Source organism: Stenotrophomonas sp. YJH_SMC_101-4, assembly GCF_059370395.1.
Window position 1 is genome coordinate 613,042 of record NZ_JCAFTP010000002.1, and the last position, 23,465, is coordinate 636,506.

The following is a 23,465-nucleotide window of genomic DNA, read 5'->3' on the forward strand; positions in this document are numbered from 1 at the left end:
GCGTCAGCGGTTCTGGAACGCCGGCGGTCGGCGCTGCAGGAACGCGCCGGTGCCTTCGCGCATGTCCTCGGTGGCGAACAGCAGGCCGAACTGCGCGCTTTCGTACTCCAGCCCTGCCTCCAGGCTGCATTCGCCACCCACGTGCACGGCATCCAGCAGGCCACGCAGGGCCAGCGGCGCCGAGCGCGCCAACTGGCGGGCGACATCCTGCACACGGTTGTCCAGCGCGTCGGCGGGTACCACCTCGTTGACGATGCCCAGTTCCAGCGCACGCGCGGCGTTGATCGGTGCACCCAGCAGGCACAGCTCCAGGGTGGCGGCGCGGCCGCACAGGCGCAGCAGGCGCTGGCTGCCGCCGAAGCCGGGAATCAGGCCCAGATTGATCTCCGGCTGCCCGACCTTGGCCGTATCGGCAGCGATGCGCAGGTGGCAGGCCATGGCCAGCTCCAGCCCGCCGCCCAGGGCGAAGCCGTTCACGCGCGCGATCACCGGCTTGGGCATGCGCTCGATCTGGCGCATCAGGGCCTGGCCGAGCAGGGAGAAATCACGTCCCTGAACCGCACTGAGTGTGTTCATCTCGGCGATGTCGGCCCCGGCCACGAACGCCTTCGGACCGGCACCGGTCAGCACCACCACGCGCACGTCCGGGTCGGCAGCGGCGGCGCTGAACGCTTCGGCCAGCGCCTGCAGGGTCGCGGCATTCAAGGCGTTGAGCTTGTCCGGGCGCTGGACGGTCACGGTGCGGATGGCGCCGTCGTCGGCGACAGCGATCAGGGCATCGGCCACGGGAAAACTCCTGAAACGTTAAAAAAAAGTGAGATTGAACTCCGCCAACGCAGACGGGTCTTAGCCTGCATCGTGAGTAGCGGTTACACGTTGTGCCCGTTATCCTAACCCGTCGCCTCAGGGCGGCGCAGAACGTCCCTGAGTTACCACCCCTGGAGAACTGTTTGATGAAGTTGCGTTCTATCGCGGTCGCCGTCGCGGCCCTGGCCCTGACGGGCAATGCCTTCGCCCAGGACGTCTCGTCCGAAAAGGGCAAGCTGAGCTACTACTTCGGTTACGACTACGGCAACAACCTGGCGGAGCTGACCGGTCGTGGTGAGCAGCTGGACATCAACTCGGTGGTGAAGGGTCTGCAGGACGCCTACGCCAAGAAGCAGCCGGCGATCACCGCCGACCAGCTGAAGCCGGCCGTTGAAGCGTTCCAGAAGCGCGAGCAGGGCCGTGCCCAGGCTGCCAAGGCCGAGTACGAAAAGGCTGCTGCCGAAAACAAGACCAAGAGCGATCAGTTCATCGCGGCGAACAAGGCCAAGGCCGGCGTGCAGTCCCTGCCGAGCGGCGTCCAGTACCGCGTGATCGAAGCCGGCAAGGGCGCCAAGCCGACCCAGGCCAGCACCGTGCAGCTGGAAGTGGCCGGTCCGTTCCCGTACGGCCAGCGCCCGACCGAAGCCCGTCCGGCCCAGCAGATTCCGTCGATCAAGGTCAGCGACGTCGAAATGAAGGCCATGCGCGAGACCCTGCTGCAGATGCCGGCAGGCTCGAAGTGGGAAGTCACCCTGCCGCCGGACCAGGCCTACGGTGCCGACCCGCGCACCCCGTTCCCGCCGAACGTGGCTGTGCAGTTCGAGATCAAGCTGGTCAGCGTCAAGTAAATCGAAGCCGTAAACGAAACGCGCCGGTGATTCCACCGGCGCGTTTTTGTTTGCGCGGAGCGCGACGGTGCCACGCACCGCATCTGCACCCCGCGCAAATTCAGCCCGATCGCGCTACTGTTGCCGGGTGCAAACAATGGAAGAAACGGCGCGTGTTGTCGCAAGTCCCTGCATCGGAGTGTGCACGCTGGATCCGGACCGGCAATGCACCGGCTGCGGGCGGCACATCGATGAAATCGCACGGTGGTCGTCGATGAGCAACGAGGAACGCAGCCGCATCGTGCATCGCGTGCAACCCCTGCGTGAACAGCTGCAGCAATCACTGCGCGGCTCGCTGGCCGATCACGAACGCTTGATGCGGGCGTTGCATCCACTGGCCGAGCCGCCGGCCGGCGACGGCTGGAACCGCAGCGAACTGAGTGACCTGCTGCCGCCGGGGCCACCTGTGGAAGCCGCCGTACTGGCCGGCATCGTGCCGCGCGCCAATGGCGCACAGGTCATCCTTACCCGTCGCACCGAAACCCTGCGCCAGCATGGTGGCCAGGTCGGCTTCCCCGGCGGGCGCACCGAACCCGATGACCGCGACGCACTGGCGGCCGCGCTGCGCGAGAGCCAGGAAGAAATCGCACTGGCGCCCGGCCAGGTGCAGGCGCTGGGCTATCTCGATCCCTTTGTGACGATCACCGGCTACCGGGTCACGCCGGTGGTGGCCGTGGTCGATCCGGACTTCGTGCCGGTGCCGCAGCCCAGCGAAGTGGCCGAAGTGTTCGAAGTGCCGCTGGCCTACCTGATGGCCGCAGACAATCTGCGCCAGGTCGAAATCAATCACCGCGGCCGCATCCGCCACGTCCTTGAGTACGGCTGGCCCGGCCAGCGTATCTGGGGCGCGACCGCCGCCATTCTCTACAACCTGCGTCGCCGCCTGGAGCAAGTGCAATGAAGCCGATCGATCCGCCGTGGACCACGCTTGTCGATGTCGCCAGCCTGGCGGCAGCATTGGGTGAGGACGTACGTGTCGTCGATGCACGTGCCACTGCCAGCACCGCCGTACGCGTGGTCGATGCGCGGTCCTCGCTGGCCGATCCGCAGGCGGGTAGCGGCCAGTATCTGGCGGGGCACGTTCCGGGCGCGGTGTATGCCGACCTCAATCGGGATCTGTCGGATCTGACCCGCAGCGGCCACGGCCGTCATCCACTGCCGGACAGCGATGCCTTCGCCGCGAAGCTCGGCCAGTGGGGTATTGGTCCCGACACCCAGGTGGTGGTCTACGACGGCAGTGACGGCAGCATGGCCGCCTCGCGCCTGTGGTGGCTGCTGCGCCTGATCGGGCACCGCAAGGTCGCCGTGCTCGATGGTGGTATCACCGCCTGGCAGGCCGCAGGGCACCCCTTGGCGACGGGGCAGGATGAGGTGACCGCGCTGCCGGCTTACCCGGGCCGTTTCGACACCACCCAGATTGCCAATGCCGACGAAATCAGCGCACGCCTGAAGCACGCGCCGGGCTGGCTGGTCGACGCACGCGCGGGCGAACGCTTCCGTGGCGAAGTCGAGCCGCTGGACCCGGTTGCCGGCCATGTACCCGGCGCGGTCAACCGCCCGTTTGCGTTGAACGTTGCCGACGGCCGCCTGCGGGATGCACAGGAACTGCGCGCCGAACTGCAGGGCGTGATCGGCAACCGTGATCCGCAGCAGGTGGTGCTGATGTGCGGCTCCGGCGTGACCGCCTGCCACCTGCTGCTGGCGATGGAAAGCGCGGGCCTGAGCGGCGCACGCATCTATGCCGATTCCTGGAGCGGCTGGGTGAGCGACAGCAGCCGCCCGGTGGCGACCGGCGCCTGACTCTATCGTCTCGATTTCCACGCAAAGAGCAGTCGAGCGCGGAGCCTCTCGAGAGCCGAGCGGCCGGCTCCACGCGCATGGCGATGCGTTCAAATCATCGGCGCCCGCAGGTCATGGAGCGCGGCTCGACTCTACAAAGGCACCCTCCGATCGATCCGACTCCGTGCCGACCAACGGTCGGCACCCACCAACAGCAGCAGAAATCTGTCGAAGGCGGGGTGGGTCCGGTTGCGGGGGTGTCCGCGGCATGGATGCCGCGGCCAAGCCCCCATGGACGGGTTTACGGCGTCCCCCGCAACCGGACCCACCCCGCCATCCCAGGGAATCCTGCTGTTGCCCTTGCTTCGGCCGTTGCCTCTGCGGGTGCAGGGCGCAGCCCTGCCGCTTACCCAACAGGCTGCAGCGGCACCTTCGCCAGCACCCGCGCCCACGGGAACAACGGTCCCGGATCACGCTTGCGCGCCACCGTCAGCGTCGGATCATCGCTGGCCGGCACCTGCTCCAGATCCAGCTGGTCGTGCCCGGCAATCCGCCGCAGCGACGGATAGCGCGCCACCAGCGCCAGCAGCAGCGCCTCCAGCGCCGCCAGCTGTGCCTCGGTGTAGGCCTCGTCCATCGCCTGATGGCGGCTGTCGAACCAGTCCGGGTAGCGCCCGGTGTTGACCAGCTCGATGCCCAGCGTATGCGCGTTCATGCCGCGCACGTGGTGGGCCACCCGTTCCGGTGCCACGTACTGCACCACGCTGCCATCGCGGTCGATGTAGAAGTGGCCGCTGTTGCCGGCGCCGCTGTCATACAGCACGCGCTCGCCGTACTCGCGGGCCATCGCCAGATCGGGCAGCTCGGTGCAGTGGATCACCACCATCTCCAGCGTGGCCGGGTCGCGCAGCGGCAGGCGGTCTTGATAGGGCAGGGGCTGCAGCTGCAGGTCGGGAAGGAGCGGGTTGGGCATCCAGCGATGCTAGCATTGCGGCATGAACCTGCCTCCTCTTTCGCCGCCGACCCGCTCCCACGGAGCGCGTGCATGAGCCGCGGCCACTGCATCCTGTCCCACGGTTTCGAGAGCGGCCCGGAAGCGACCAAGGTCACCGCGCTGGCCGACGTGGCGCAACGCCTGGGCTGGACCCATGAACGCCCGGACTACACCGACCTGGACGCGATGAGCGAGGTCAGCCGGGTGGGTGACGTGCGCACCCGGCTGCAGCGCCTGGTGGAACGTACCGCCATCGCCGCCCAACAGGGCCCGGTGGTGCTGGCCGGCTCCAGCCTGGGCGCCTACATCTCCGCCATCGCCTCGCTGCAGGTGCCTGTGGCCGGCCTGTTCCTGATGGTGCCGCCGACCACCATGGGCCCGATGCCGGCGCTGGATGCTGCGGCGGTGCCGACCACGGTGGTGCAGGCCTGGCATGACGACGTGGTACCGGCCGCCGGGGTGATTGCCTGGGCGCAGGCGCGTTCGGCGCAGCTGCTGCTGGTCGACGACGGTCACCGCCTGGAGCACCACGTGGAGGCCTCCGCGCAGGCCTTCGAGCGCCTGCTGCGGCAACTGTGAACCCCGGGCGCACGGCGCGCCCGCCCGCTTTGACTACAATGACAGCCCCGCCGCCCCCGGCGCGGGCCTGCCGGCCGTGCCTACGGCCCTCCTTTCCGACTGGCCCGGCCCCTGTGCCGCGCCCGACCATCTGCGAACCGATTCCGTGAAATTCTTCGTCTCCTGCGCCAAGGGCCTGGAATACCTGCTTGCCGATGAACTGTCGGCCCTGGGCCTTGCCAAGGCCACTGCCACCATTGCCGGCGTCAACGCCGAGGGCGAACTGGAGCAGGCGCTGCGGATCGTGATGTGGTCGCGCCTGGCCAGCCGCGTGCTGTGGCCGATCGACGAGTTCGAGTGCCCGGACGAGCAGGCCCTGTATGACGGCGTGCGTGCGCTGCCGTGGCATGAGCACATCAAGCCGGAGATGACCCTGGCGGTGGACGCACATGTGTCCGGCGACAAGATCACCCACGCCCGCTTTGCCGCGCAGCGGATCAAGGACGCCATCGTCGACCGCATGCGCGATGAGGGCCTGGAACGCCCCTCGGTCAACACCGACCTGCCGGACGTGCGCGTCAACCTGTCACTGCGCAAGGGCCGTGCCTCGCTGTCGATCGACCTCGGCGGCGGCCCGCTGCATCGCCGGGGCTGGCGCGGTGCCGCCCACGAGGCACCGCTGAAGGAAAACCTGGCTGCCGCGCTGCTGCTGCGCGCGCAGTGGCCGCGCCTGCACGCCGCCGGTGGTGGCCTGCTGGACCCGATGTGCGGCAGCGGCACGCTGCTGATCGAGGGCGCGCTGATGGCCGCCGACGTCGCTCCCGGCCTGATGCGCCATGGCAGCCTGCCGCCGAGCCGCTGGCTGGGCTTCGACAAGGCCGCCTGGAAGACCATCCAGAGCGAAGCGCGTGACCGTGAGGCCGCAGGCCTGGCCGCGCTGAAGCCGGTCATCCACGGCAGCGACATCGACCCGACCGCGATCCAGGCGGCACGCGAGAATGCCGAGGTCGCGGGCGTCGCCCACGCGATCCGCTTCACCCGCGCCGACGTCGCCGACCTGGCCGCGCCGGAGCAGGAGATCGGCGCGGTGGTCTGCAACCCGCCGTACGACGAGCGCCTGGCCGCCGATCCGGCGCTGTACCGCGCACTGGGCAACGCCCTGCAGAAGGCCGTGCCGCAGTGGCGTGCCAGCCTGCTGTGCGGCAACGACGAGCTGGCCTTCGCCACCGGCCTGCGTGCGGGCAAGAAGTACCAGATGTTCAACGGTGCGCTGGAATGCGCGCTGATCGTCTGCGACCCGATCGCCGTGCCGGGCCGTGACCCGGCGCAGCCGCGCGAGCTGAGCGAAGGTGCGCAGATGGTGGCCAATCGCCTGCGCAAGAACCTGAAGAAGTTCAAGAGCTGGCGTGCCCGCGAGGACATCACCTGCTTCCGCGCCTACGACGCCGATCTGCCGGAGTACGCGGCGGCCATCGATGTCTACGAGGAAGACGGTGGCAAGCGCCGCACCTTCCTGCATGTGCAGGAATACGCCGCACCGGCGGCGATTCCCGAGAACGACGTGCGCCGCCGCCGCAACGAGCTGCTGGCGGCAGCGCGCGAAGTGTTCGGCGTGCCGCCGGAGCAGGTGTCGATGAAGTCGCGTGAGCGCGGCAAGGGCGGCAGCAAGTACGGCCGCTTCGAGCAGCGTGACGAGTTCATCGTGGTGCGCGAGAACAACGCGCTGCTGCAGGTGAACCTGTTCGACTACCTCGATACCGGCCTGTTCCTCGACCACCGCCCGCTGCGCCGGATGATGGCCGAGCAGGTGCGCGGCAAGCGTTTCCTCAACCTGTTCTGCTACACCGGCGTGGCCAGCGTGCAGGCCGCGGTGGCCGGTGCCGCCAGCACCACCAGCGTCGACCTGTCGGCCACCTACCTGCAGTGGTGCTACGACAACCTGGCGCTGAACGGGCAGGGCGGCAACCAGCACCTGCTGGTGCAGGCCGATGCCATGGCCTGGCTGGAAGGCGACCGGGGCCAGTACGACGTGATCTTCTGCGACCCGCCGACCTTCTCCAACTCCGCGCGTGCCGATGACTTCGATGTGCAGCGCGAGCAGTTGAAGCTGCTGCGCGCAGCCGTGGCGCGGCTGGCACCGGGCGGCGTGCTGTATTTCTCGAACAACTTCCGCCGCTTCAAGCTGGAAGAGAACGCCATCGCCGAATTCGCCCAGTGCCGCGAGATCACCGCGCGCACCATCGGTCCGGATTTCGAGCGCAACGCGCGCATCCACCGCGCGTGGGAACTGAAGCGGTTGGGGTAAGTCCGTCAGTGCCGGCCGATGGCCGGCACCACCCATCTGGCCAGTAGATCCACGCCATGCGTGGATGGCGGTTACAGCAACCCCACCACCAGCCCGGCCACCGGCAACACGATCGCCAGCGGCGCGATCCACTTCGGTCGGTACGGGTACAGCCCGAACGACAGCGCCACACCGCCCAGGGTCATCGTGCCCAGCCACAGCACCGGGCCCATCGCCCAGCCATGGTCGACCACGCACAACGCGAACGCCACCGTCAGCAGGGCCCAGCCCAGCACCCGCCACTGCGTGCGCCGTGCCGGGGGAGCTGCAGCCTTACCGTGCAGGTCGTGCTGGTGCTTTTCCATCGCCAGCGACAGGGCGGTGAACGCAGAGAACGACAGCGTCAGAGCCAGCAGCATCATGCGCTGGCCTCCGCTTCGGCCGCTTCGACTGATGCCTTCGGCGCTGCTGCGGCAGCCGCGCGCTTCTTCTTCTCGGCCGCACTCAGCGGTGGCGTCCAGCGCTGCATGCGCCAGCCGCACATCGCCAGCATCGCGCCGAAGGCAATCATCGACAGATCAACGCCGGCCAGCACCCAGTCACCGTTGCGCAGGGTGACGCCCAGGTGGGCATGCGTGGTCAGCGCGTTGACCACCGGCACCAGCGCGAACGCGGCGGCGCCCAGGTACAGCTGCCACGCCCACATCATCCGCTTCGGCCAGATGAAAGCGGCCAGCAGCGCGCCGCCCCAAGCGTAGAAGAACACGTCGGCTTCCGCACTCGAGCGCTCGGCGATGGCCAGCGGCAGCAGGCGGTTGCCCCAGAAGTAGGCGGCAAAGGCGATCGGCAGCCCGGCCACGGTGCCGATGTTCAGCGCATCGACCAGGCGCAGGCCGAAGCCGATGCGTCCGCTCTTGGCATGCTTGGGACGTTCCTTCACCGCCCACAGCACCACGCCGCTGGCGACCATCAGGCAGCCGACCAGGCCGGACAGGAAGAACAGTGCACGCAGGCCCCAGTCGGCAAAGCGTGCCAGATGCAGGCCGTACAGCACGCCGCGGGTGGCGGTGGCGCCACCGGAGGGCGGTGTTTCTTCCAGCAATGCACCGCTGACCATGTCGTAGCGCACGGCCGGGGTGTCGGTGGACAGGCGCTTGCCATCACGCTGGCGGATGTCGATCACCGCATTGGCCGCGCCCGGGTTGGACACGGTGAAGCCGGCCACTTCCACGCCGTGCCAATGCGCACGCGCGCTGTCCAGCAGTTGCGCGATCGGCAGCGGTGTTGCGCGGCCTTCGGCCGGCGCGGTCACCTCCGGCATGCCGCCGAAGGCTTCGCTGAAGAACTTGTCCTCGTCCTGCGGGTAGGCGACTTTCACGCCCCACGGCAGGTACATGATCATCAGGGTGACGATGCCGGTGTAGGTGATCATCGCGTGGTAGGGCAGGGCCATCACCGCGCTGACGTTGTGGAAATCGAGCCAGGAGCGCAGGCCCTTGTCCTTGCGGAAGGTGAAGAAGTCCTTGAAGATTTTCTTGTGGGTGATGACGCCGGTGATGATCGCCACCAGCATGAACATCGCGCAGAAGCCGACCAGATAGCGTGCCCACAGCACCGGGATGTAGTGCAGGTCGAAGTGCAGGCGGTAGAAGAAATCACCGCCGCGGGTCTCACGGGCCTTCAGTGCCTGGCCGGTGTTGGGGTCGAGCGTGGCATCGCCGAAGCCGCCTCGACGGCCACGGCTGGGGTCGGCCAGTTCCGGGGGCAGTCGCCAGAACATCTGCATGGCCGGGTTGCGCGGCTGCGGCAGGGTGACGAACCAGTTCTCGGCCTGCGCGGCGTTGGCCTGCAGGTAGTCCACCGCGCGCTGCGCGGCGACGTCGATGCTGACGTTGCTGGACGGCAGTTCGGGACGCATCCAGCGGCTGATTTCCTCGCGGTAGTAGCTGGCCGTGCCAGCCATGAAAATCAGCAGCAGCAACCAACCGACCAGCAGCCCGGTCCAGGTGTGCAGCCAGGCCATCGACTGGCGGAATCCGTTCTTCATGCCCAGGCCCCCAGCATGCGCGCGATGGCAGCCATCAGCAGGGTGGGAGCGAGAATGCCGATCCACGCACGCAGCGCGCTGCGGGTAGCGAACGCCCACAGCGCCGCGCAGGCGGCCACCAGAATCGCCAGCAGCATACCGGTCAGCACGGTCTGGCCGCGCGCGCCAGGCAGGGCCACCGCGCAGAACACGCTGGTCACCGAGGCCAGCGCGTAGCCGCCGAAGATTGCAGCCAACGAGCGTGACAGCACGCCCCAGCGCGGGTTGGAGAAGAAGGTGCGGGGGCTGGCGGTTGCGGGCGAGCGGTCCACGGCGTTCCTGCAGGTAGGGGAGGGGATGGAACGCGTCCGCGGCCCCCTTGCGCCCTGCGCATGTCGCCCAGCGTGTCCCATCGACGAAGCACTGCCCGCGCAGACGGGCAGCCCAGAAGTCGGGGCAGTACACGGGCGATGGGCACGTCTTCGTGCCCGTTTGGCTAAGCGTACAACCGATCAGTAAATGATATGTATTCGCATTTTATGAATCAAGCGTGCTGATCGTGGGCGTTGGCCGGGGCTAGAACCTGAACACCACCGTGGCCGCATGCAGCAGCAGGCCAATCAGGCCACCTACCAGGGTGCCGTTGAAGCGGATGAACTGCAGGTCGCGGCCCACACTCAGTTCCAGCTGCTCGACCAGGTGCCGCTCGTCCCAGCCCTTCACGGTCTGCGCGATATGCGTGGTCACGCCCTCGCGCAGGCGCCCGGTCAGGCGCTGCGCACCTTCCAGCAGGTGCTGGTTGAGGGCCTCGCGCAGGGCCGGGTCGGCCTGCAGGCTGCTGCCCAGCGACGCCAGGCTGCGCTGCAGGTGGCCGACCAGTGCCGAGTCCTCGCGTTGCAGGTCGGCGCGCAGGCTGGCATGGATGCGCGCCCACAGCCCTTGCACGTAGTCCTGCAGGGCGGGGTGGTCGATCATTTCCTGCTTGAGCTGCTCGATGCGCTCGGCCAGGGCCGGGTCCTCGCGCAGGCGCTGCACGTAGTTCTGCAGCCAGCTCTCGTAGTCCTGGCGCAGCGGATGCTGCGGCTCGGCCAGCACCTGCTGCAGTTCTTCCAGCACCGCCCGCGCCAGGCGCTCGGCCAGGCTGTCGCCGATCTCGTCGATCGGCTTGACCCAGTTCACCGTGCTCGACAGGGTGGGCCACTCGCGCTGGATGTAACGCACGATCAGCTGCGAAGCACGCTCCTTCACTTCCGGTTGCTCCAGCCAGCGCCCCAGGCGCTGCAGGCCCTCGTCCAGCACGCGCTGGTGGCGCCCATCGGCGGTCAGCAGGGCCAGCAGCTCACCGGCGGTGGCGGCGGCATTCCACTGCCGCAGCTGCTGCACCACAAAGGCGTGCAGCTGGCGGCGTACGGCGGTTTCGTCGAAGAAATCCAGCGCCTGCAGGGCCCAGCCGCGGGCCATGTCGGCCAGCATCCGCGAGCGCGCCGGGTCGGCCAGCCAGCTGCCGAGGCGGCTGGCTGGATCGAACACCTGCAGCTTGGCCAGCAGCACACCCGGCTCCAGGAACTGGTCGCGCACGAACAGGGCGAGACTGTCGCCGATGCGTTCCTTGCTGCGCGGGATGATTGCGGTATGCGGGATCGGCAGGCCCATCGGCCGCCGGAACAGCGCGACCACAGCGAACCAGTCGGCCAGCGCGCCCACGGCCGCTGCTTCGCAGAAGGCCGAGACCCAGGCCCAGATGCCGCGCTCGCCCTGCCAGTGGCTGATTGCGAAACCGGCCAGCATCAACAGCAACAGGCCCAGCGCGAGGGCTTTCAGGCGCCGCAGCTGAGCGCGGCGCGGATCGTGGGCAGGCGTCATGCGGAAAGTCTAACCGCAGCTTGGTGACGCCTGTCTGTAGAGCCGAGCCCATGCTCGGCTGCCTTGCGCGTGGAAAAGAGCAGCCGAGCATGGGCTCGGCTCTACAGAAGCGCGTCGAGAGCGCTTAGAGCGCTTCCAGCTGCTTGCGCAGCGCGGCCAGCTGCGCGCGCAGGGTGTCGTTCTCGCGGGTCAGCGCGACCACGCGACGGCGCAGGGCCGGTGCATCCTCGCCCAGCTGTTCCAGTGCCGACAGAACTTCGGCATCGCGGCTGGCCACCTCGTCCTCGCTGGGTTCTTCGAAATCCATCTCGGCTGGTTCAGGCTTCGGTGCGCGCGGCTTGCGCTTGGACTCGCGCACGCGCTTGGCGGCCTGCTTCAGCTCGTCCTTGCCACCGGCGGCGGCAGCGCGCTGCTCGTCTTCCGGCAGGTCGGCCACGGCCGCAGCGGCGCTGATCGAGATCACGCCGGCCTTCACCGCTTCCACCACCTCGGCCGCGGCCTGGGCGTGGATGCGCTCGATCATGCCGACCTGGCTTGTGCTCAGCTTGGCCTCGCGGGCCAGCTCGGCGCGGCTGATCTTCGGCGCCGGTTCCCACGGCGGGCTGTCCTCACCCGCGTCTACGACGACGTCGGCGGTGCCGTCGCTCTCGCGCTGCAGCTGGGCCTGCTCGACCTGCTTGCGGGCGGCCAGGATGTCGCGCTTGCGCAGCGCCAGCACACCGCGCTGGAAATCGGACACGCTGCGGCGGCCCAGGTGCTGCTCGATCATCCACAGGTGCACGTCTTCCATGCTCTGGAAACGGGTGTTCTGCACGGTGTTGAAGGGCAGGCCGTGCTTCTGGCAGATGCCGAAACGGTTGTGGCCATCGACCAGCACATCACCCCACAGCACCAGCGCATCGCGGCAGCCTTCGGCCAGGATGCTGCGCTCCAGCGCGTCATGTTCGTCCGCGGTCAGCGGGTCGATGTAGGCCTTGAGTTCTTCTTTGACGACGATATCCATGGGCACGGCAGCGAGCAGGAGCGGAACCGCCCATTGTACCCGCTCGCCACCGCTGGCCCGGGCTCAGGCGGTGGCCCGGATCATCTCGCCCAGGGTGCCGGTGATCTGGTCGATCTGTGCCTTGTCCACGATCAGTGGCGGCGACAGCGCGATGATGTCGCCGGTGCAGCGCACCAGCAACCGGCCGTCGTGGAAGCAGCGCCGGAACACCTCGTAGCCACGGCTGCCGGGAGCATCGCGGCGCGGTGCCAGCTCGACCGCGCCGACCAGCCCGAAGTTGCGGATGTCGATCACGTTGGGCAGGCCCTGCAGTGCATGAAGCCGTTCCTGCCAGTACTCGCCCAGCTCGATGGCACGCTCGAACAGGCGCTCCTCGGCATAGACGTCCAGCGTCGCCAGCGCTGCGGCGCAGGCCAGCGGGTGGCCGGAATGGGTATAGCCATGGAACAGCTCGATGGCCTGCGGCGGGGCCTGCATCAGCGTGGTATGCACGGCGTCGCTGGCCAGCACGCCGCCCAGTGGCACCGCGCCGTTGCTGACCGCCTTGGCAAAGGTCAGCAGGTCCGGGGTGACCCCGAAGCGCTGCGCGGCGAACGGCATGCCGACCCGGCCGAAACCGGTGATGACCTCATCGAACACCAGCAGGATGCCGTGGTGGTCGCACAGCTCGCGCAGGCGCTGCAGGTAGCCGGGCGCAGGCAGGATGACCCCGGCGGAGCCGGCGATGGGCTCGACGAAGACGGCGGCAATCGTCGAGGCGTCGTGCAGCGTGATCAGTCTTTCCAGGTCGTCGGCCAGTTCCGCGCCCTGGCGCGGCAGGCCCTTGCTGAACGCATTGCGCGGCAGGTCCAGGGTGTGGCGCAGGTAGTCCACGCCACCCAGTTGCAGGCCGAACGCCCTGCGGTTGTTGGGCAGCCCGCCAAGTGCCATGCCGCCGAAACCGACGCCGTGATAGGCCTTCTCGCGGCTGATGAAGCGGGTGCGCTGGCCCTCGCCACGCTGGCGGTGGTAGGCCAGCACGATCTTCATCGCCGTATCCACCGCCTCGGAGCCGGAGCTGGTGAAGAACACATGGTTGAGCGGGCCCGGAGCCAGTGCAGCCAGTCGCTGCGCCAGCGCGAAGGCCGGCGGCGAGCCCATCTGGAAGGCCGGCGAGTAGTCGAGCGTGCGTGCCTGCTCGGCGATGGCATCGACAATGCGTGGGCGGGCATGGCCGGCGTTGCAGCACCACAGGCCGGCAGTGCCATCGAGGATCTGGCGGCCGTCGACATCCTCATAGTGCATGCCTTCTGCGCGCACCAGCATGCGGGGTGCCGCCTTGTACCGGCGGTTGGCGGTGAACGGCATCCAGTACGCGTCCAGTGACTCGGGGCGCTGGGTGGCCAGGTCGTGCAGGTCGCTTTCGGGACGCTTCATGCCAGCTCCGTCGGGTCCGATGCGACGAATGTAGCGCAGCCGCGTCACGGCGGAGTCGCGGCGGTCCCGGTACAACGAAGGCTCGTTGAATGTTGGAGCTTTCCATGGCTGATTTCCCCGACCGTAGCCATTGGCAGGCGCTGGCCCTCCAGCTGTCGATGCCGGGCCAGGCCTTCATCGACGGCCGCTATGTCGATGCCGCCAGTGGCGCCCGCTTCGACTGCATCAGCCCGATCGACGGTCGCGTGCTGGGCGCGGTTGCCGACTGCGACGCGCAGGATGTCGAGCGCGCGGTCCTGGCCGCGCGACGCAGCTTCGAGGCGGGCCACTGGTCGCAGGCCACTCCGGCCCATCGCAAGCGCGTGCTGCTGGCGATGGCGGCATTGGTGGAAGCGCACGCCGATGAACTGGCCCTGCTGGAAACCCTGGACATGGGCAAGCCGGTGCGTGACGCGCGCCGTATCGACCTGCCCGGCGTGGTGCGCTGCCTGCGCTGGACCGCTGAAGCGGTGGACAAGCTGTACGGCGAGGTCGCGCCCACCGGCCCGCACGAGCTGGGGCTGGTCACGCGTGAGGCCGCTGGCGTAGTGGCGGCCATCGTGCCATGGAACTTCCCGCTGTTGATGGCGTGCTGGAAGATCGCACCGGCCTTGGCCATGGGCAACTCGGTGGTGCTCAAGCCTTCCGAGCGGTCACCGCTGAGTGCGCTGCGGCTGGCCGCACTGGCCGCCGAGGCGGGCCTGCCGGAGGGCGTACTGAACGTGTTGCCGGGCCACGGTGCGCGCGTCGGTGAACCGTTGGCCCTGCACATGGACGTGGACGTGCTGGCCTTCACCGGTTCCACTGCCACCGGCGCGAAGCTGCTGCAGTATTCAGGGCGATCCAACCTCAAGCGGGTCTGGCTGGAGTGTGGTGGCAAGAGCCCGCATGTGGTGTTTGCCGACGCCCCCGATCTGGACGTCGCCGCCAAGGCGGTGGCACAGGGCATCTTCTTCAACCAGGGCGAAGTCTGTACTGCCGGCTCCCGGCTGCTGGTCCAGCGCTCGATCCGCGAGGATTTCGTGCACCAGGTGGTCGCCCATGGCCAGCACATGCAGCCGCAGCATCCGCTGGAGGCCGATGCACCGATGGGCGCGCTGGTGGATGCCGCGCATCTGCACAAGGTGATGGACGATATTGCACGCGCAGAAGGCGAGGGCGCGCGGCTGCTGCTGGGTGGGCGACGGGCCGAGGTCGAGGCCGGCGGCAGCTATGTGCAGCCGACAGTGTTCGACCAGGTGCGCCCGGAGCAGGCCTTGGCGCGTGAGGAAGTATTCGGGCCGGTGCTGGCCGTACTCGGCTTCGACGACGAGGCCGAAGCGGTGCGCCTGGCCAATGACAGTCGCTACGGCCTGGCCGCGGGCCTGTGGACGCGTGATCTCAGCCGCGCCCATCGGGTCGCGCGGCAGTTGCGCGCGGGTAGTGTCTGGGTGAACGGCTGGGATGGTGGCGACATGACCGCCCCGTTTGGTGGTTACAAGCAGTCCGGCAATGGGCGGGACAAGTCACTGCATGCGTTCGACAAGTACAGCGAGATCAAGGCTACCTGGATCCAGTTGTAACGACGCGATTGCTGGACGGCTGTTCGCTCTTTGTAGAGTCGAGCCATGCTCGACTGCCGTTCGCCCCTCTGTAGCGCCGAGCCATGCTCGGCTGCATCTCGGCAAGAGCAGTCGAGCATGGCTCGACTCTACAAAGGCGTGCCCTCTACCGGCAGCGGGTGCTCACCTGCAGCACGGCCGCACGCAGCATGTCGCGGTCGGCTTCTTCGACGGCGTTCTGGAAATAGTCCATGTCCTGCTTGCCCAGCTCGCACGGGTCGACGATGTACCCCGGTGGCCACAACCCCAGCAGCTGCGCCACGCCATGCACGATCTGCTCGGGGGTCATCTGCCGACGGATCCGGAAGTAATTGCGGCGCGGCCCGAACGCGGGATGGACCTCGCGCCGACCGATCAGGCGTGGCGCCACGCCCGCCGCGCTGATACCGTCACCGCCATCGATGCTGCCCGCAGGCAGGTCCAGCATCAGTGGCGCCGGTGCAGGCGGTTCCTCGGACGCGGGCGTGCTGACATCCGTGGGTGCCGACGGGGTCGGGCGTGGCGCTGTCGAGGGGGCCGGACGCGCCGCCGATGTGGTGGGGGGCGCCGGATGTGGTTGAACCGCCGGGGGGTGCTCCGGCGGTATCCAGCGCAATGAAATCCTGGCACCTTCGTCGCTGCGCAGCGTCATCCTGCCACTGCCCAGCAGCCACACTGCCATCAACCCATGCACCAGCAGCACCGCCAGCCATGCCGCCATGCGCGGCAGCTTCGGCGAATCGGACCACGACAGCGCGACTGCAGTCATCGGCAAAGCATCCATGCAGGGACCGGTGGCGCAGACTAGCGGGCGGCCCGAAAAATTCCGTTGGCATCGGTGTCGGCTGAAACCATCGCCCCGTGTGGCCATCGGCGCGTGGCAGAATCGGGCGATCCGCCGTTACCCGTGTTGCCGATGTCGACGATCACCGCTGCCGCGCCACCCGTGAATTCCCCCAGTCGAGTCCTGCTGGCCAGCCTGATCGGCACCACCATCGAGTTCTTCGATTTCTACATCTACGCCACGGCTGCAGTGCTGGTGTTTCCGCACCTGTTCTTCCCGGACAGCAGCGAACAGGCCGCGCTGCTGCAGTCACTGGCAACGTTTGCGGTCGCGTTCATCGCGCGCCCGGTGGGCTCGGCGGTGTTCGGCCACTTCGGTGACCGCATCGGCCGCAAGGCCACACTGGTGGCCGCGCTGCTGACCATGGGCCTGTCCACGGTGCTGATCGGCCTGCTGCCCACCCATGCCCAGATCGGCCTGTGGGCCCCGGCGCTGCTGGCGCTGTGCCGCTTCGGCCAGGGTCTGGGCCTGGGCGGGGAATGGGGCGGGGCGGTGCTGCTGGCCACCGAGAACGCACCGCCGGGCAAGCGCGCCTGGTACGGCATGTTCCCGCAGCTGGGCGCACCGCTCGGCTTTCTGCTGTCGGCCGGCATCTTCCTCGTGCTTGGCCGCTGCCTGAGCCAGGACGACTTCCTGCAATGGGGCTGGCGTATTCCGTTCGTGGCCAGCGCGCTGCTGGTCGGCCTCGGCCTGTGGGTGCGCCTGAACATCCACGAGACACCCGATTTCAAGAAGGCACTGGAGCGCAAGGCGCCGGTGCGGCTGCCGATGTGGACCGTGCTGCGTGATCATCCGGTGCCGATGCTGCTGGGCACCCTGGGCGCGTTCGCCACCTTCGTGCTGTTCTACCTGATGACGGTGTTCAGTCTCGGCCATGGCACTGCAGTGTTGGGCTACAGCCGCGAGCAGTTCCTGCTGATGCAGATGGCCGGCATGCTGTTCTTCGCGCTGGGCATCCCGCTGTCGGCGCGCTATGGCGACCGTTGGGGCACGCGGCGCACGATGATCGTTGCCAGCGTACTGATCGTCGGCTTCGGTGTGCTGTTCGCACCGCTGTTCCAGCCGCACAGCCCGTGGCTGGTCACTGGCTTCCTGTGCCTGGGCCTGTTCCTGATGGGCCTGACCTACGGCCCCTGCGGCACTTTCCTGGCCGAGATCTACCCGGTGGAGGTGCGCTATACCGGCGCGTCGCTGTCATTCAACCTGGCCGGCATCCTCGGCGCGGCGCCAGCGCCGTACCTGGCCACCTGGCTGGCCGAACGCTTCGGCCTGGTCGCGGTGGGCTACTACCTGTGCCTGACCGCGGTGGCGACCCTGTGCGCGCTGGTGGCACTGCACCGGCGCGCGCTGCGGCTCAACCAAAGAAGCGCTTGAGCGTGCGCCCCAGCCAACCGCCGCCCTGGTGTTCGCGGGCGAACTGGTTCAGGTGCGCCTTGACCTGTTCGGCATAGGCCTGGTCATCACCGCGGATGTGGTTGAACAGCCAGCGCGAGAGCATGGTGCGCAGTTCATCGCTGATGTCCTCACCGGCCTGGAAGCGCATGCGGTACTCCGATACCCGCTTGATGAAGACCTCATGCACGCGCTTGTGCGCGGCACAGAACGGATAGCCCGCTTCCTCCATCAGCTCTTCCTCGAACGCGAAGTGCGACATGGTGTAGTCCACCACCTCATCGATCACTTCACCCACCGCCGCACGCTGCATGCTGGCCTGGGCCACGTGCAGGTGGTTGAGCATCTCGATGATGCGGCGGTGTTGTTGGTCGATCACATCGATGCCGATGTTCAGATCGTCCTGCCAGACCAGTAGTGCCATCCCCGGCTCCCCTTCATGCGTATGTCGGGGCCGACTGTAGAACTGCCGCGCGGGTGCGGCGTTGATCTGGATCAAAGCGGGCCGGTCAGGGCAGGGCAGGCTCGCGCGGGCGCAGCGGGCTGGCCACCGTGGTGCAGCTGACCCGGTTGCGGCCACCGGCCTTGGCCAGGTACAGCTGGCGGTCGGCCTCGGAGATCAACCGGTGCAGTGCATCACGCTGCGGGCGCAGGCAGCACAGGCCGATGCTGACCGTCATGCGCAGGGTGGCGGTGCCGATGTCCACTTCCAGCGCGGCGATGCGCTGGCGCAGTTCCTCGAAGTACAGCAGCGCCTCGTCCTGTTCCATGTCCGGCACCAGCAGGCAGAACTCCTCGCCACCGAAACGTGCGATCAGGTCCTGGCTGCGCGCATGTGCGGCCACCGCGCCGGCCACCGCACGCAGTGCATCGTCGCCGGCTTCATGGCCATGGGTGTCATTGATGTGCTTGAAGTGGTCGATGTCGATCATCGCCACCGCCACGCACTGGCCATGCAGCTGCAGCTGCGGCAGCTGGCGCTGGCTCTGCTCCAGGAAGCAGCGGCGGTTGGGCAGGCCGGTCAGGAAGTCGCGGGTGGCCAGATCCTGCAGGGTGCCGATCAGTTCCAGCTGGTCCACGTTCTGCGAGACGCGGCAGAAGAATTCCTCGCGCGAAAAGGGTTTTCGCAGGAAATCGTTGGCGCCGTTCTTCAGGAAGCGCGGGATCAGCGAGGCATCGGTATTGCCGGAGATGCCAATCACCGCCACCTTGTCGCGCGAGCGCAGGGTGCGCAGGCGACGGGTGAACTCCACGCCCTGCATGCCGGGCATTTCCTGGTCGACCACCGCCAGGCGGATCGCCGGGTGCGCCTCGATCGCAGCCAGGCCCTCGTTGCCGTCGGCGGCTTCATGCACCTCATGGCCGTACATGCGCAGCAGGGCCGCAGCATAGCCACGCGCGGACGGCGAATCGTCCACCACCAGCGCGGCGATGCGGCGGTTGCGTTCCAGCCGCTGCACCAGCCACACCAGGTAGTCGATGCTGCCGGGGGTGTTCTTCAGCACGTAGTCGATGATCTGCTGCTGCAGCACGCGCTTGCGCAGGTCCTCGTCGTACACGCCGCTGACCACCACCGTTGGCAGGTCGCGCTTCAGGAAGAACTCGACCACCGCATCACGGTCGCCGTCGGCCAGCACCAGCCCGGTCAGCACCAGGAACCAGCCGCCACCTTCGCCGAGCAGGCGATCGGCCTCGGCGAGGGTGGAAGCGATCACCACCGGCAGTTCCAGACGCTGTTCGATGGCTTCGCGCAGCATGCCGGTGAACGCACGGGAATTTTCGACCAGCAGGATCCGCTGTGGCAGGGGATCGGCCAGGTCGCCATCGACGGCGGCCTGCGGCAGGACGGGCATGATGCGGTGGCTCACGAAGGAGGGCTCGGCACGGATAGCGGCGGTTTCGGGTGTAACTTTAGCGGCGAACGTTGCGCGCTGGGCCAGATTCCGTGTCAGGCCGCCGCTGGCGCCGCGTGGCTGATCGATTCATGCAGGACCAGTCGCAGCCGATTGCCCCGGCAGTTGACCTTGCCGCCGTAAGCAAGCATTCGACCGGCCAGGCGCTCGACGGCCTGGTCGGTGGTGCGTGCCGACAGCGTGCAACCACGGTCGAGCAGGCTCACGACAGCAACGATGCCGCGACGTCCGCCCGCCCGGCCACTTCGGGCACGCACGCAGACCTGCCCGGTCTCCAGCTCCAGCAGCAGTGACACCGCCTCGATCAAGGAGCGATAGATGGCCAGTTGCAGATCTACAGTCAGCAGACAAGGGTTACCCGCCAGCCTGGGCGGAATGACGCGATGCGTGTTGTTCCAGATCTCGCATGCGCCGCCTGCTTGCAGCGCGATGTACAACCCGACCTGCTCCAGCCCGGTGGGGTAGACCATGCTGGCCTGCTCGCGGAACAGACGTGAGTGCACGGATGACGCGTGTTGCAGGCTGTTCGCCACGGCATGATGACCCTGATCCTTCAGCCAGCTGACCATCTCGCTGAGCGAACTGTCCATGCCCTCGCCTAGATGCTTCAGATGGGCCGCGCGTTCACGCAGCTCACGCTCGCTGGTCTGGTGGGAACTGCGTGCCAGACGCAGGGCGTTCCGTTCAGCCTGCCAACGGGCCTGTGCGCGTTGATGGTGATAGCTGATGCTGGATCCGAGTGCGAGCAATGCGACGCTGATCACAGCCATGTTCTGTTGGGTGGCGAACGTACCGAGGTCGAAAGAGGAGGGCAGGCCGGTACTGGGCGTAGCGCCGTGAAGTGGGAGATTCAACAGCGGAATCGCGATGGCAGCGCCACGCCAGCCATGCATGAAGGTCAGGGCGATGGCAGGCAGAGCCGCCAGCAGGACAAGGTGTGTGCGGGTGGTATGGGCGCTGCTGTCTGTCAGTTGCATGCCCAACCCCAGTATCAGCATCGCCAGGATCGCCGCAGCTGTAGGCGCGACAAAGCGGGTGCTCCAACTGGGATCCACGTGCCGCTGCGCCCAAAGAAAGGCCAGTGGGAGCAGGGTAATGATGGCCGCGAAGTGGCCAAAGATCGTTCGGTCGACCGCGTCCAGCAGGTTGCTCGGCGGAGGATTCGACCAGAGGACATATGAAATGCTCAGGTTGAGAGCCGGGACGAACAGTGCCGTGCAGATCGACAACGACAGCAGCCAGAGGCCGGTGGCTGCCTCGGACGGCATTCTCCTTCGATGCAGGTAGACCACCAGCATCGCCATCGGCATCAGCAGTGTCGAAGCCAGAATGACCCAATCCAGGCCATAGGAGTCGATCATAGGAATGCGCAGCGTTGCGAAGTACGCATACTCGCCCAGCAGCAGGTAGGGCCACAGACGGGTCGGGACGATCAGCAGCGCCGCTGCCCGGATACCTGCGGGCAGGAAGAACTGATCCAGCGAGAACTGACGCGATATGAGGCAGCTGGCAGCATAGGTGGCGGCCAGCACAAGACCGACCGGACGGATCCGGAAGCTCAGCTCAATTGCCTTCTTGAATCGGTCCAAGCCTGAGCCTCCCATGCTCCGGGGCATCACGCCAAGCCCGATGTGGACACTATCTGTAGACGAAAGGACGTGCAATCTCTACGGGGGGCATAGGGCGCCCACAGGGTGCTGGTAGTTGGTTCCTGATCTTCCGCGGCGGACGCAGTTTTCCACATTGCATCCAGATGCGCGCTGCTATGTATCAAGAGGGCCCATAGACATATAGTGGTCCTTGAATGCCCAGGTGAGGCGAGGGTGCCGTGCGGCGGAGCATTGACGGCGGTGCCCGGCTCAACAGGGTGGGAGTTTCATCGTGCTCTTCGTTTTCTTTATCGAGGAAAAAAAATGCGAGTAACTAATGCTGGGGCGGTGTTGGGAGTGATCATCGCCGCTGGGCTGCCGATGGCGGTTTGGGCACAGTCTGACGATCACGGTATCCGTTTGAGCCGGCAGGGGCTGGGGGAGGCATTCCCTGCGACGGTCAATCTGAGCCAGGATCCTGCTTGGCAGGTCTACGGTTTCCAGCGTGATGGTATTTCCTATTTCCAGGTAAATGACCTCGCTGGTCGCATCCAGGTCATCATAGGCAACGCTGGTGGAGTTTTCTGGGCGCTCCCGGCCGGCAAGGCGCAGATACCTGTGTCGTTGCCAGGCCAGCCGTTGCCAGTACCAGGCAATGCAATCCGCTCGCTGGTCTATCGCGGAAATGGTTTCGTGTTGGTGCGCTACAGCGCCGGTACAAGTGCGGTCTGGGCCATCGAAACGCAGTAATCACTGGTCAGCAGGTGGCAAACATCACCTGTTGGTCAACCGTTCTCAGCCAAATCTCGGTCAGCCATGTGTCCGTTCACCGGCACGCCGGTGCGACTGTGGTCAGGCGTTCACCCGATTTTGAGCCTAGGCGGAAGATGCAACTCGGGCGCCAAATGAACTCCCTTCTTGCGACTCACGCAGTGTCGTGGTGCCAGGCTCCACCAGCACCATGACGATGCGGCTTTGGCGACAGTGAACGGACCCACCAAAGGCCAGCGCACGCCCGGCCAACCGCTCCCTGACGAGACTGACGGTTGTTGGGGACAATGCGCGATGCCGATCCAGCAGCGAGGCTGTCATGACGATTCCTCGCTGTTGTCCCGCGTTGACGCAGCGTGCCCGGACGATGACCTGCCCGGATTCGCACTTCAACAACAAAGAAACGGCATCGATGAGAGTCCGGTATGCCGTCAGCTGCAAGTCCAGGCTGAGACGGCAGGGATCACCGGCAAGGCGCGGTTCGGCTACGCGGTGCGTATTGACCCACGCCGAGCGCACGCCTCCGGCCTGCAGTGCAACATACAGACCCAACTGCTCAAGCGCAGTGGGATACACCAGGCTTGCCTGTTCGCGGAACAGCCGGGAGTGCACATTGGCTGTGTGAGTCAGGCTGTTGGCAATTGCGGAATGACCGTGGCTGTTGAGCCAGTTGATGACTTCCGAAAGCGACAGGTCGATGCCGTCACCCAGCTTGCGCAGGTGAATCGCGCGTTCGCGAAGATCTGACTCGCTCGCCAGGTGCGAGCTGCGCGCAAGGTTGATGGCGTTCTTTTCGCCCACCTCACGCAACTGATAGCGCCGACGAAAGTGGCTTATACGGGAGCCAAGCAGCAGTAGTGCTACTCCCGTGATGGCCATGATTTGCTGTGTGGTGAACGTTGCGGCATCAAAGGCTGCTGCATAGGGCTTTGGCGTTGTCAGGCCAATAATCAGATTCAGCATCGGTACGCCGACGGCCGCACCGCGCCAGCCATGCAGGCACGTGAGTGCGATCACGGGCAGCCCCATCAGTAACTGCAGGGACGTCCGGAGTGTACTGGCTTCGTTGGGAATCAACGATGCGGTAACGCCGAGCAATGTCATCAACAACAGGGCCACGGCGGTGGGGCCTGTGAAAATGGTCTTCCAGTGTGGTTCGGTGTTTCTCATTGCCCAAAGCAATGCGAGGGGAGTCACCGTAAGGATGGCAATGAAATCACCTACGCTGAAACGTGCTGCACGGGAAAGGAACGCAAGCGCCGAATCTGCGGGTGGCGTTGGCCAAAGCAGTTGGGAAAGGCTCACATTCAAGAGAGTGACCACGACGGAGGAAAGGAACGCGATGGCCAGAAGACGGGATGTGACCGAGTTCGCAAAAAAGCTGCGGGCCCAGCGGGTGATGAGCATTACTGCAGGCATCAGCACGCCTGACGCGAGGATGGCCCAGGCTGCGCCGTACTTTTCAACCATCGGCAATCGCATCTGCGCAAAGTAGGCGTACTCACCCAGCAGCAGATAAGGCCAGAACCGCGTTGGGCATAGCAGCACTGCAGCCACGCGAACGCCGGCAGGTAGGTAGAACTGATCAAGGGACAACTGGCGGGTGGCCCAACAGGCAATGGCATACAGCACAGCCAAGGCAAGTCCTGCCGGATGGATGCGCAACTTCAGCTGCAGGCCTTCATTCCACCAATTCAATCGCACTACCCCTTCACAGTAC

21 protein-coding genes are annotated in these 23,465 nt (G+C 66.7%); 8 read left to right on the forward strand and 13 right to left on the reverse strand.

What is annotated here, in order from left to right:
* Positions 1–3: 3 nt before the first annotated feature.
* Positions 4–786, reverse strand: a complete 783-nt coding sequence (locus tag AC5P8D_RS09000) for an enoyl-CoA hydratase/isomerase family protein (protein ID WP_010486201.1) — start codon at positions 784–786, stop codon at positions 4–6.
* A 167-nt stretch (positions 787–953) separates the two neighbouring features.
* On the opposite strand from AC5P8D_RS09000, the gene AC5P8D_RS09005 reads away from it, so the two are divergent.
* The 3 genes from AC5P8D_RS09005 to AC5P8D_RS09015 all read left to right on the forward strand — a co-directional run bounded on the left by AC5P8D_RS09005 (position 954) and on the right by AC5P8D_RS09015 (position 3,494).
* Positions 954–1,655 carry an FKBP-type peptidyl-prolyl cis-trans isomerase gene (locus tag AC5P8D_RS09005; protein WP_010486198.1) on the forward strand — a complete coding sequence of 234 codons (702 nt, stop codon included), beginning with the start codon at positions 954–956 and terminating at the stop codon, positions 1,653–1,655.
* A 136-nt stretch (positions 1,656–1,791) separates the two neighbouring features.
* Complete coding sequence (locus AC5P8D_RS09010; protein ID WP_029380074.1) at positions 1,792–2,595, forward strand: CoA pyrophosphatase; 804 nt, start codon at positions 1,792–1,794, stop codon at positions 2,593–2,595.
* Entirely contained in the window at positions 2,592–3,494 is a 903-nt protein-coding gene (locus AC5P8D_RS09015; protein ID WP_010486194.1) for a sulfurtransferase, read from the forward strand. The genes AC5P8D_RS09010 and AC5P8D_RS09015 overlap by 4 nt, the downstream gene beginning before the upstream one ends.
* Before the next feature lie 385 nt (positions 3,495–3,879).
* Here AC5P8D_RS09015 and AC5P8D_RS09020 read toward each other — a convergent pair whose 3' ends face one another.
* Positions 3,880–4,446 (reverse strand): N-acetylmuramoyl-L-alanine amidase, encoded by a 567-nt coding sequence (locus AC5P8D_RS09020; RefSeq protein WP_010486193.1) that lies wholly within the window; start codon positions 4,444–4,446, stop codon positions 3,880–3,882.
* Between the two features lie 72 nt (positions 4,447–4,518).
* On the opposite strand from AC5P8D_RS09020, the gene AC5P8D_RS09025 reads away from it, so the two are divergent.
* Both AC5P8D_RS09025 and rlmKL read left to right on the forward strand, forming a co-directional pair.
* Positions 4,519–5,046: an alpha/beta hydrolase gene (locus AC5P8D_RS09025; protein ID WP_019336678.1), complete on the forward strand. Its 528-nt coding sequence runs from the start codon at positions 4,519–4,521 to the stop codon at positions 5,044–5,046.
* 145 nt (positions 5,047–5,191) lie between these two features.
* A complete protein-coding gene (gene rlmKL, locus AC5P8D_RS09030; protein WP_019336679.1) occupies positions 5,192–7,330 on the forward strand; it encodes a bifunctional 23S rRNA (guanine(2069)-N(7))-methyltransferase RlmK/23S rRNA (guanine(2445)-N(2))-methyltransferase RlmL in 2,139 nt (712 codons plus the stop codon).
* A gap of 71 nt (positions 7,331–7,401) precedes the next feature.
* On the opposite strand, the gene AC5P8D_RS09035 is transcribed toward rlmKL, so the two are convergent.
* From AC5P8D_RS09035 to aptA, 6 genes are all read right to left on the reverse strand, one after another.
* Positions 7,402–7,731 (reverse strand): DUF3325 domain-containing protein, encoded by a 330-nt coding sequence (locus AC5P8D_RS09035; RefSeq protein WP_049482894.1) that lies wholly within the window; start codon positions 7,729–7,731, stop codon positions 7,402–7,404.
* Positions 7,728–9,356: a PepSY-associated TM helix domain-containing protein gene (locus AC5P8D_RS09040; protein WP_053442763.1), complete on the reverse strand. Its 1,629-nt coding sequence runs from the start codon at positions 9,354–9,356 to the stop codon at positions 7,728–7,730. The genes AC5P8D_RS09035 and AC5P8D_RS09040 overlap by 4 nt, the downstream gene beginning before the upstream one ends.
* The gene (locus tag AC5P8D_RS09045; RefSeq protein ID WP_019336682.1) at positions 9,353–9,667 is read right to left on the reverse strand and encodes a DUF3649 domain-containing protein; all 315 of its coding nucleotides are present in this window, start codon (positions 9,665–9,667) and stop codon (positions 9,353–9,355) included. The genes AC5P8D_RS09040 and AC5P8D_RS09045 overlap by 4 nt, the downstream gene beginning before the upstream one ends.
* 244 nt (positions 9,668–9,911) lie before the next feature.
* Positions 9,912–11,198: a DUF445 domain-containing protein gene (locus AC5P8D_RS09050; RefSeq protein WP_053442765.1), complete on the reverse strand. Its 1,287-nt coding sequence runs from the start codon at positions 11,196–11,198 to the stop codon at positions 9,912–9,914.
* A gap of 124 nt (positions 11,199–11,322) precedes the next feature.
* Positions 11,323–12,201 carry a ParB N-terminal domain-containing protein gene (locus tag AC5P8D_RS09055; protein WP_010486183.1) on the reverse strand — a complete coding sequence of 293 codons (879 nt, stop codon included), beginning with the start codon at positions 12,199–12,201 and terminating at the stop codon, positions 11,323–11,325.
* A 63-nt stretch (positions 12,202–12,264) separates the two neighbouring features.
* Positions 12,265–13,617, reverse strand: a complete 1,353-nt coding sequence (aptA, locus tag AC5P8D_RS09060; protein WP_143994603.1) for an omega-aminotransferase AptA — start codon at positions 13,615–13,617, stop codon at positions 12,265–12,267.
* 104 nt (positions 13,618–13,721) lie between these two features.
* Between aptA and AC5P8D_RS09065 the strand changes: the two genes are divergently transcribed.
* Positions 13,722–15,218, forward strand: a complete 1,497-nt coding sequence (locus tag AC5P8D_RS09065) for an aldehyde dehydrogenase (protein WP_010486181.1) — start codon at positions 13,722–13,724, stop codon at positions 15,216–15,218.
* 145 nt (positions 15,219–15,363) lie between these two features.
* Here AC5P8D_RS09065 and AC5P8D_RS09070 read toward each other — a convergent pair whose 3' ends face one another.
* Positions 15,364–16,005, reverse strand: coding sequence for a membrane protein (locus tag AC5P8D_RS09070; protein WP_043400395.1), 642 nt, complete (start codon positions 16,003–16,005; stop codon positions 15,364–15,366).
* A 147-nt stretch (positions 16,006–16,152) separates the two neighbouring features.
* Here AC5P8D_RS09070 and AC5P8D_RS09075 point away from each other — a divergent pair, with 147 nt between their 5' ends.
* Complete coding sequence (locus AC5P8D_RS09075) at positions 16,153–17,454, forward strand: MFS transporter (protein WP_010486179.1); 1,302 nt, start codon at positions 16,153–16,155, stop codon at positions 17,452–17,454.
* Here AC5P8D_RS09075 and AC5P8D_RS09080 read toward each other — a convergent pair.
* From AC5P8D_RS09080 to AC5P8D_RS09090, 3 genes are all read right to left on the reverse strand, one after another.
* Positions 17,435–17,896, reverse strand: a complete 462-nt coding sequence (locus AC5P8D_RS09080; protein ID WP_004151683.1) for a bacteriohemerythrin — start codon at positions 17,894–17,896, stop codon at positions 17,435–17,437. The genes AC5P8D_RS09075 and AC5P8D_RS09080 overlap by 20 nt on opposite strands.
* 85 nt (positions 17,897–17,981) lie before the next feature.
* Entirely contained in the window at positions 17,982–19,325 is a 1,344-nt protein-coding gene (locus AC5P8D_RS09085) for a diguanylate cyclase (RefSeq protein ID WP_010486178.1), read from the reverse strand.
* Between the two features lie 95 nt (positions 19,326–19,420).
* Positions 19,421–20,974 (reverse strand): MASE1 domain-containing protein, encoded by a 1,554-nt coding sequence (locus tag AC5P8D_RS09090; RefSeq protein WP_043400407.1) that lies wholly within the window; start codon positions 20,972–20,974, stop codon positions 19,421–19,423.
* Positions 20,975–21,298: 324 nt separating this feature from the next.
* Here AC5P8D_RS09090 and AC5P8D_RS09095 point away from each other — a divergent pair, with 324 nt between their 5' ends.
* Positions 21,299–21,724 (forward strand): hypothetical protein, encoded by a 426-nt coding sequence (locus tag AC5P8D_RS09095; protein WP_043400410.1) that lies wholly within the window; start codon positions 21,299–21,301, stop codon positions 21,722–21,724.
* A 126-nt stretch (positions 21,725–21,850) separates the two neighbouring features.
* On the opposite strand, the gene AC5P8D_RS09100 is transcribed toward AC5P8D_RS09095, so the two are convergent.
* Positions 21,851–23,449 carry an MASE1 domain-containing protein gene (locus tag AC5P8D_RS09100; RefSeq protein WP_043400413.1) on the reverse strand — a complete coding sequence of 533 codons (1,599 nt, stop codon included), beginning with the start codon at positions 23,447–23,449 and terminating at the stop codon, positions 21,851–21,853.
* Between the last annotated feature and the right edge of the window lie 16 nt (positions 23,450–23,465).

What these genes read in the sequence shown, in the direction of transcription:
- AC5P8D_RS09005 (WP_010486198.1), top strand. Translation starts at nt 954, where the DNA reads ATGAAGTTGCGTTCTATCGCGGTCGCCGTCGCGGCCCTGGCCCTGACG.
- AC5P8D_RS09010 (WP_029380074.1), top strand. Translation starts at nt 1,792, where the DNA reads ATGGAAGAAACGGCGCGTGTTGTCGCAAGTCCCTGCATCGGAGTGTGC.
- AC5P8D_RS09015 (WP_010486194.1), top strand. Translation starts at nt 2,592, where the DNA reads ATGAAGCCGATCGATCCGCCGTGGACCACGCTTGTCGATGTCGCCAGC.
- AC5P8D_RS09020 (WP_010486193.1), bottom strand. Translation starts at nt 4,446, where the DNA reads ATGCCCAACCCGCTCCTTCCCGACCTGCAGCTGCAGCCCCTGCCCTAT.
- AC5P8D_RS09025 (WP_019336678.1), top strand. Translation starts at nt 4,519, where the DNA reads ATGAGCCGCGGCCACTGCATCCTGTCCCACGGTTTCGAGAGCGGCCCG.
- AC5P8D_RS09035 (WP_049482894.1), bottom strand. Translation starts at nt 7,731, where the DNA reads ATGATGCTGCTGGCTCTGACGCTGTCGTTCTCTGCGTTCACCGCCCTG.
- AC5P8D_RS09040 (WP_053442763.1), bottom strand. Translation starts at nt 9,356, where the DNA reads ATGAAGAACGGATTCCGCCAGTCGATGGCCTGGCTGCACACCTGGACC.
- AC5P8D_RS09050 (WP_053442765.1), bottom strand. Translation starts at nt 11,198, where the DNA reads ATGACGCCTGCCCACGATCCGCGCCGCGCTCAGCTGCGGCGCCTGAAA.
- AC5P8D_RS09055 (WP_010486183.1), bottom strand. Translation starts at nt 12,201, where the DNA reads ATGGATATCGTCGTCAAAGAAGAACTCAAGGCCTACATCGACCCGCTG.
- aptA (WP_143994603.1), bottom strand. Translation starts at nt 13,617, where the DNA reads ATGAAGCGTCCCGAAAGCGACCTGCACGACCTGGCCACCCAGCGCCCC.
- AC5P8D_RS09065 (WP_010486181.1), top strand. Translation starts at nt 13,722, where the DNA reads ATGGCTGATTTCCCCGACCGTAGCCATTGGCAGGCGCTGGCCCTCCAG.
- AC5P8D_RS09070 (WP_043400395.1), bottom strand. Translation starts at nt 16,005, where the DNA reads ATGACTGCAGTCGCGCTGTCGTGGTCCGATTCGCCGAAGCTGCCGCGC.
- AC5P8D_RS09075 (WP_010486179.1), top strand. Translation starts at nt 16,153, where the DNA reads ATGTCGACGATCACCGCTGCCGCGCCACCCGTGAATTCCCCCAGTCGA.
- AC5P8D_RS09080 (WP_004151683.1), bottom strand. Translation starts at nt 17,896, where the DNA reads ATGGCACTACTGGTCTGGCAGGACGATCTGAACATCGGCATCGATGTG.
- AC5P8D_RS09085 (WP_010486178.1), bottom strand. Translation starts at nt 19,325, where the DNA reads ATGCCCGTCCTGCCGCAGGCCGCCGTCGATGGCGACCTGGCCGATCCC.
- AC5P8D_RS09095 (WP_043400410.1), top strand. Translation starts at nt 21,299, where the DNA reads ATGCGAGTAACTAATGCTGGGGCGGTGTTGGGAGTGATCATCGCCGCT.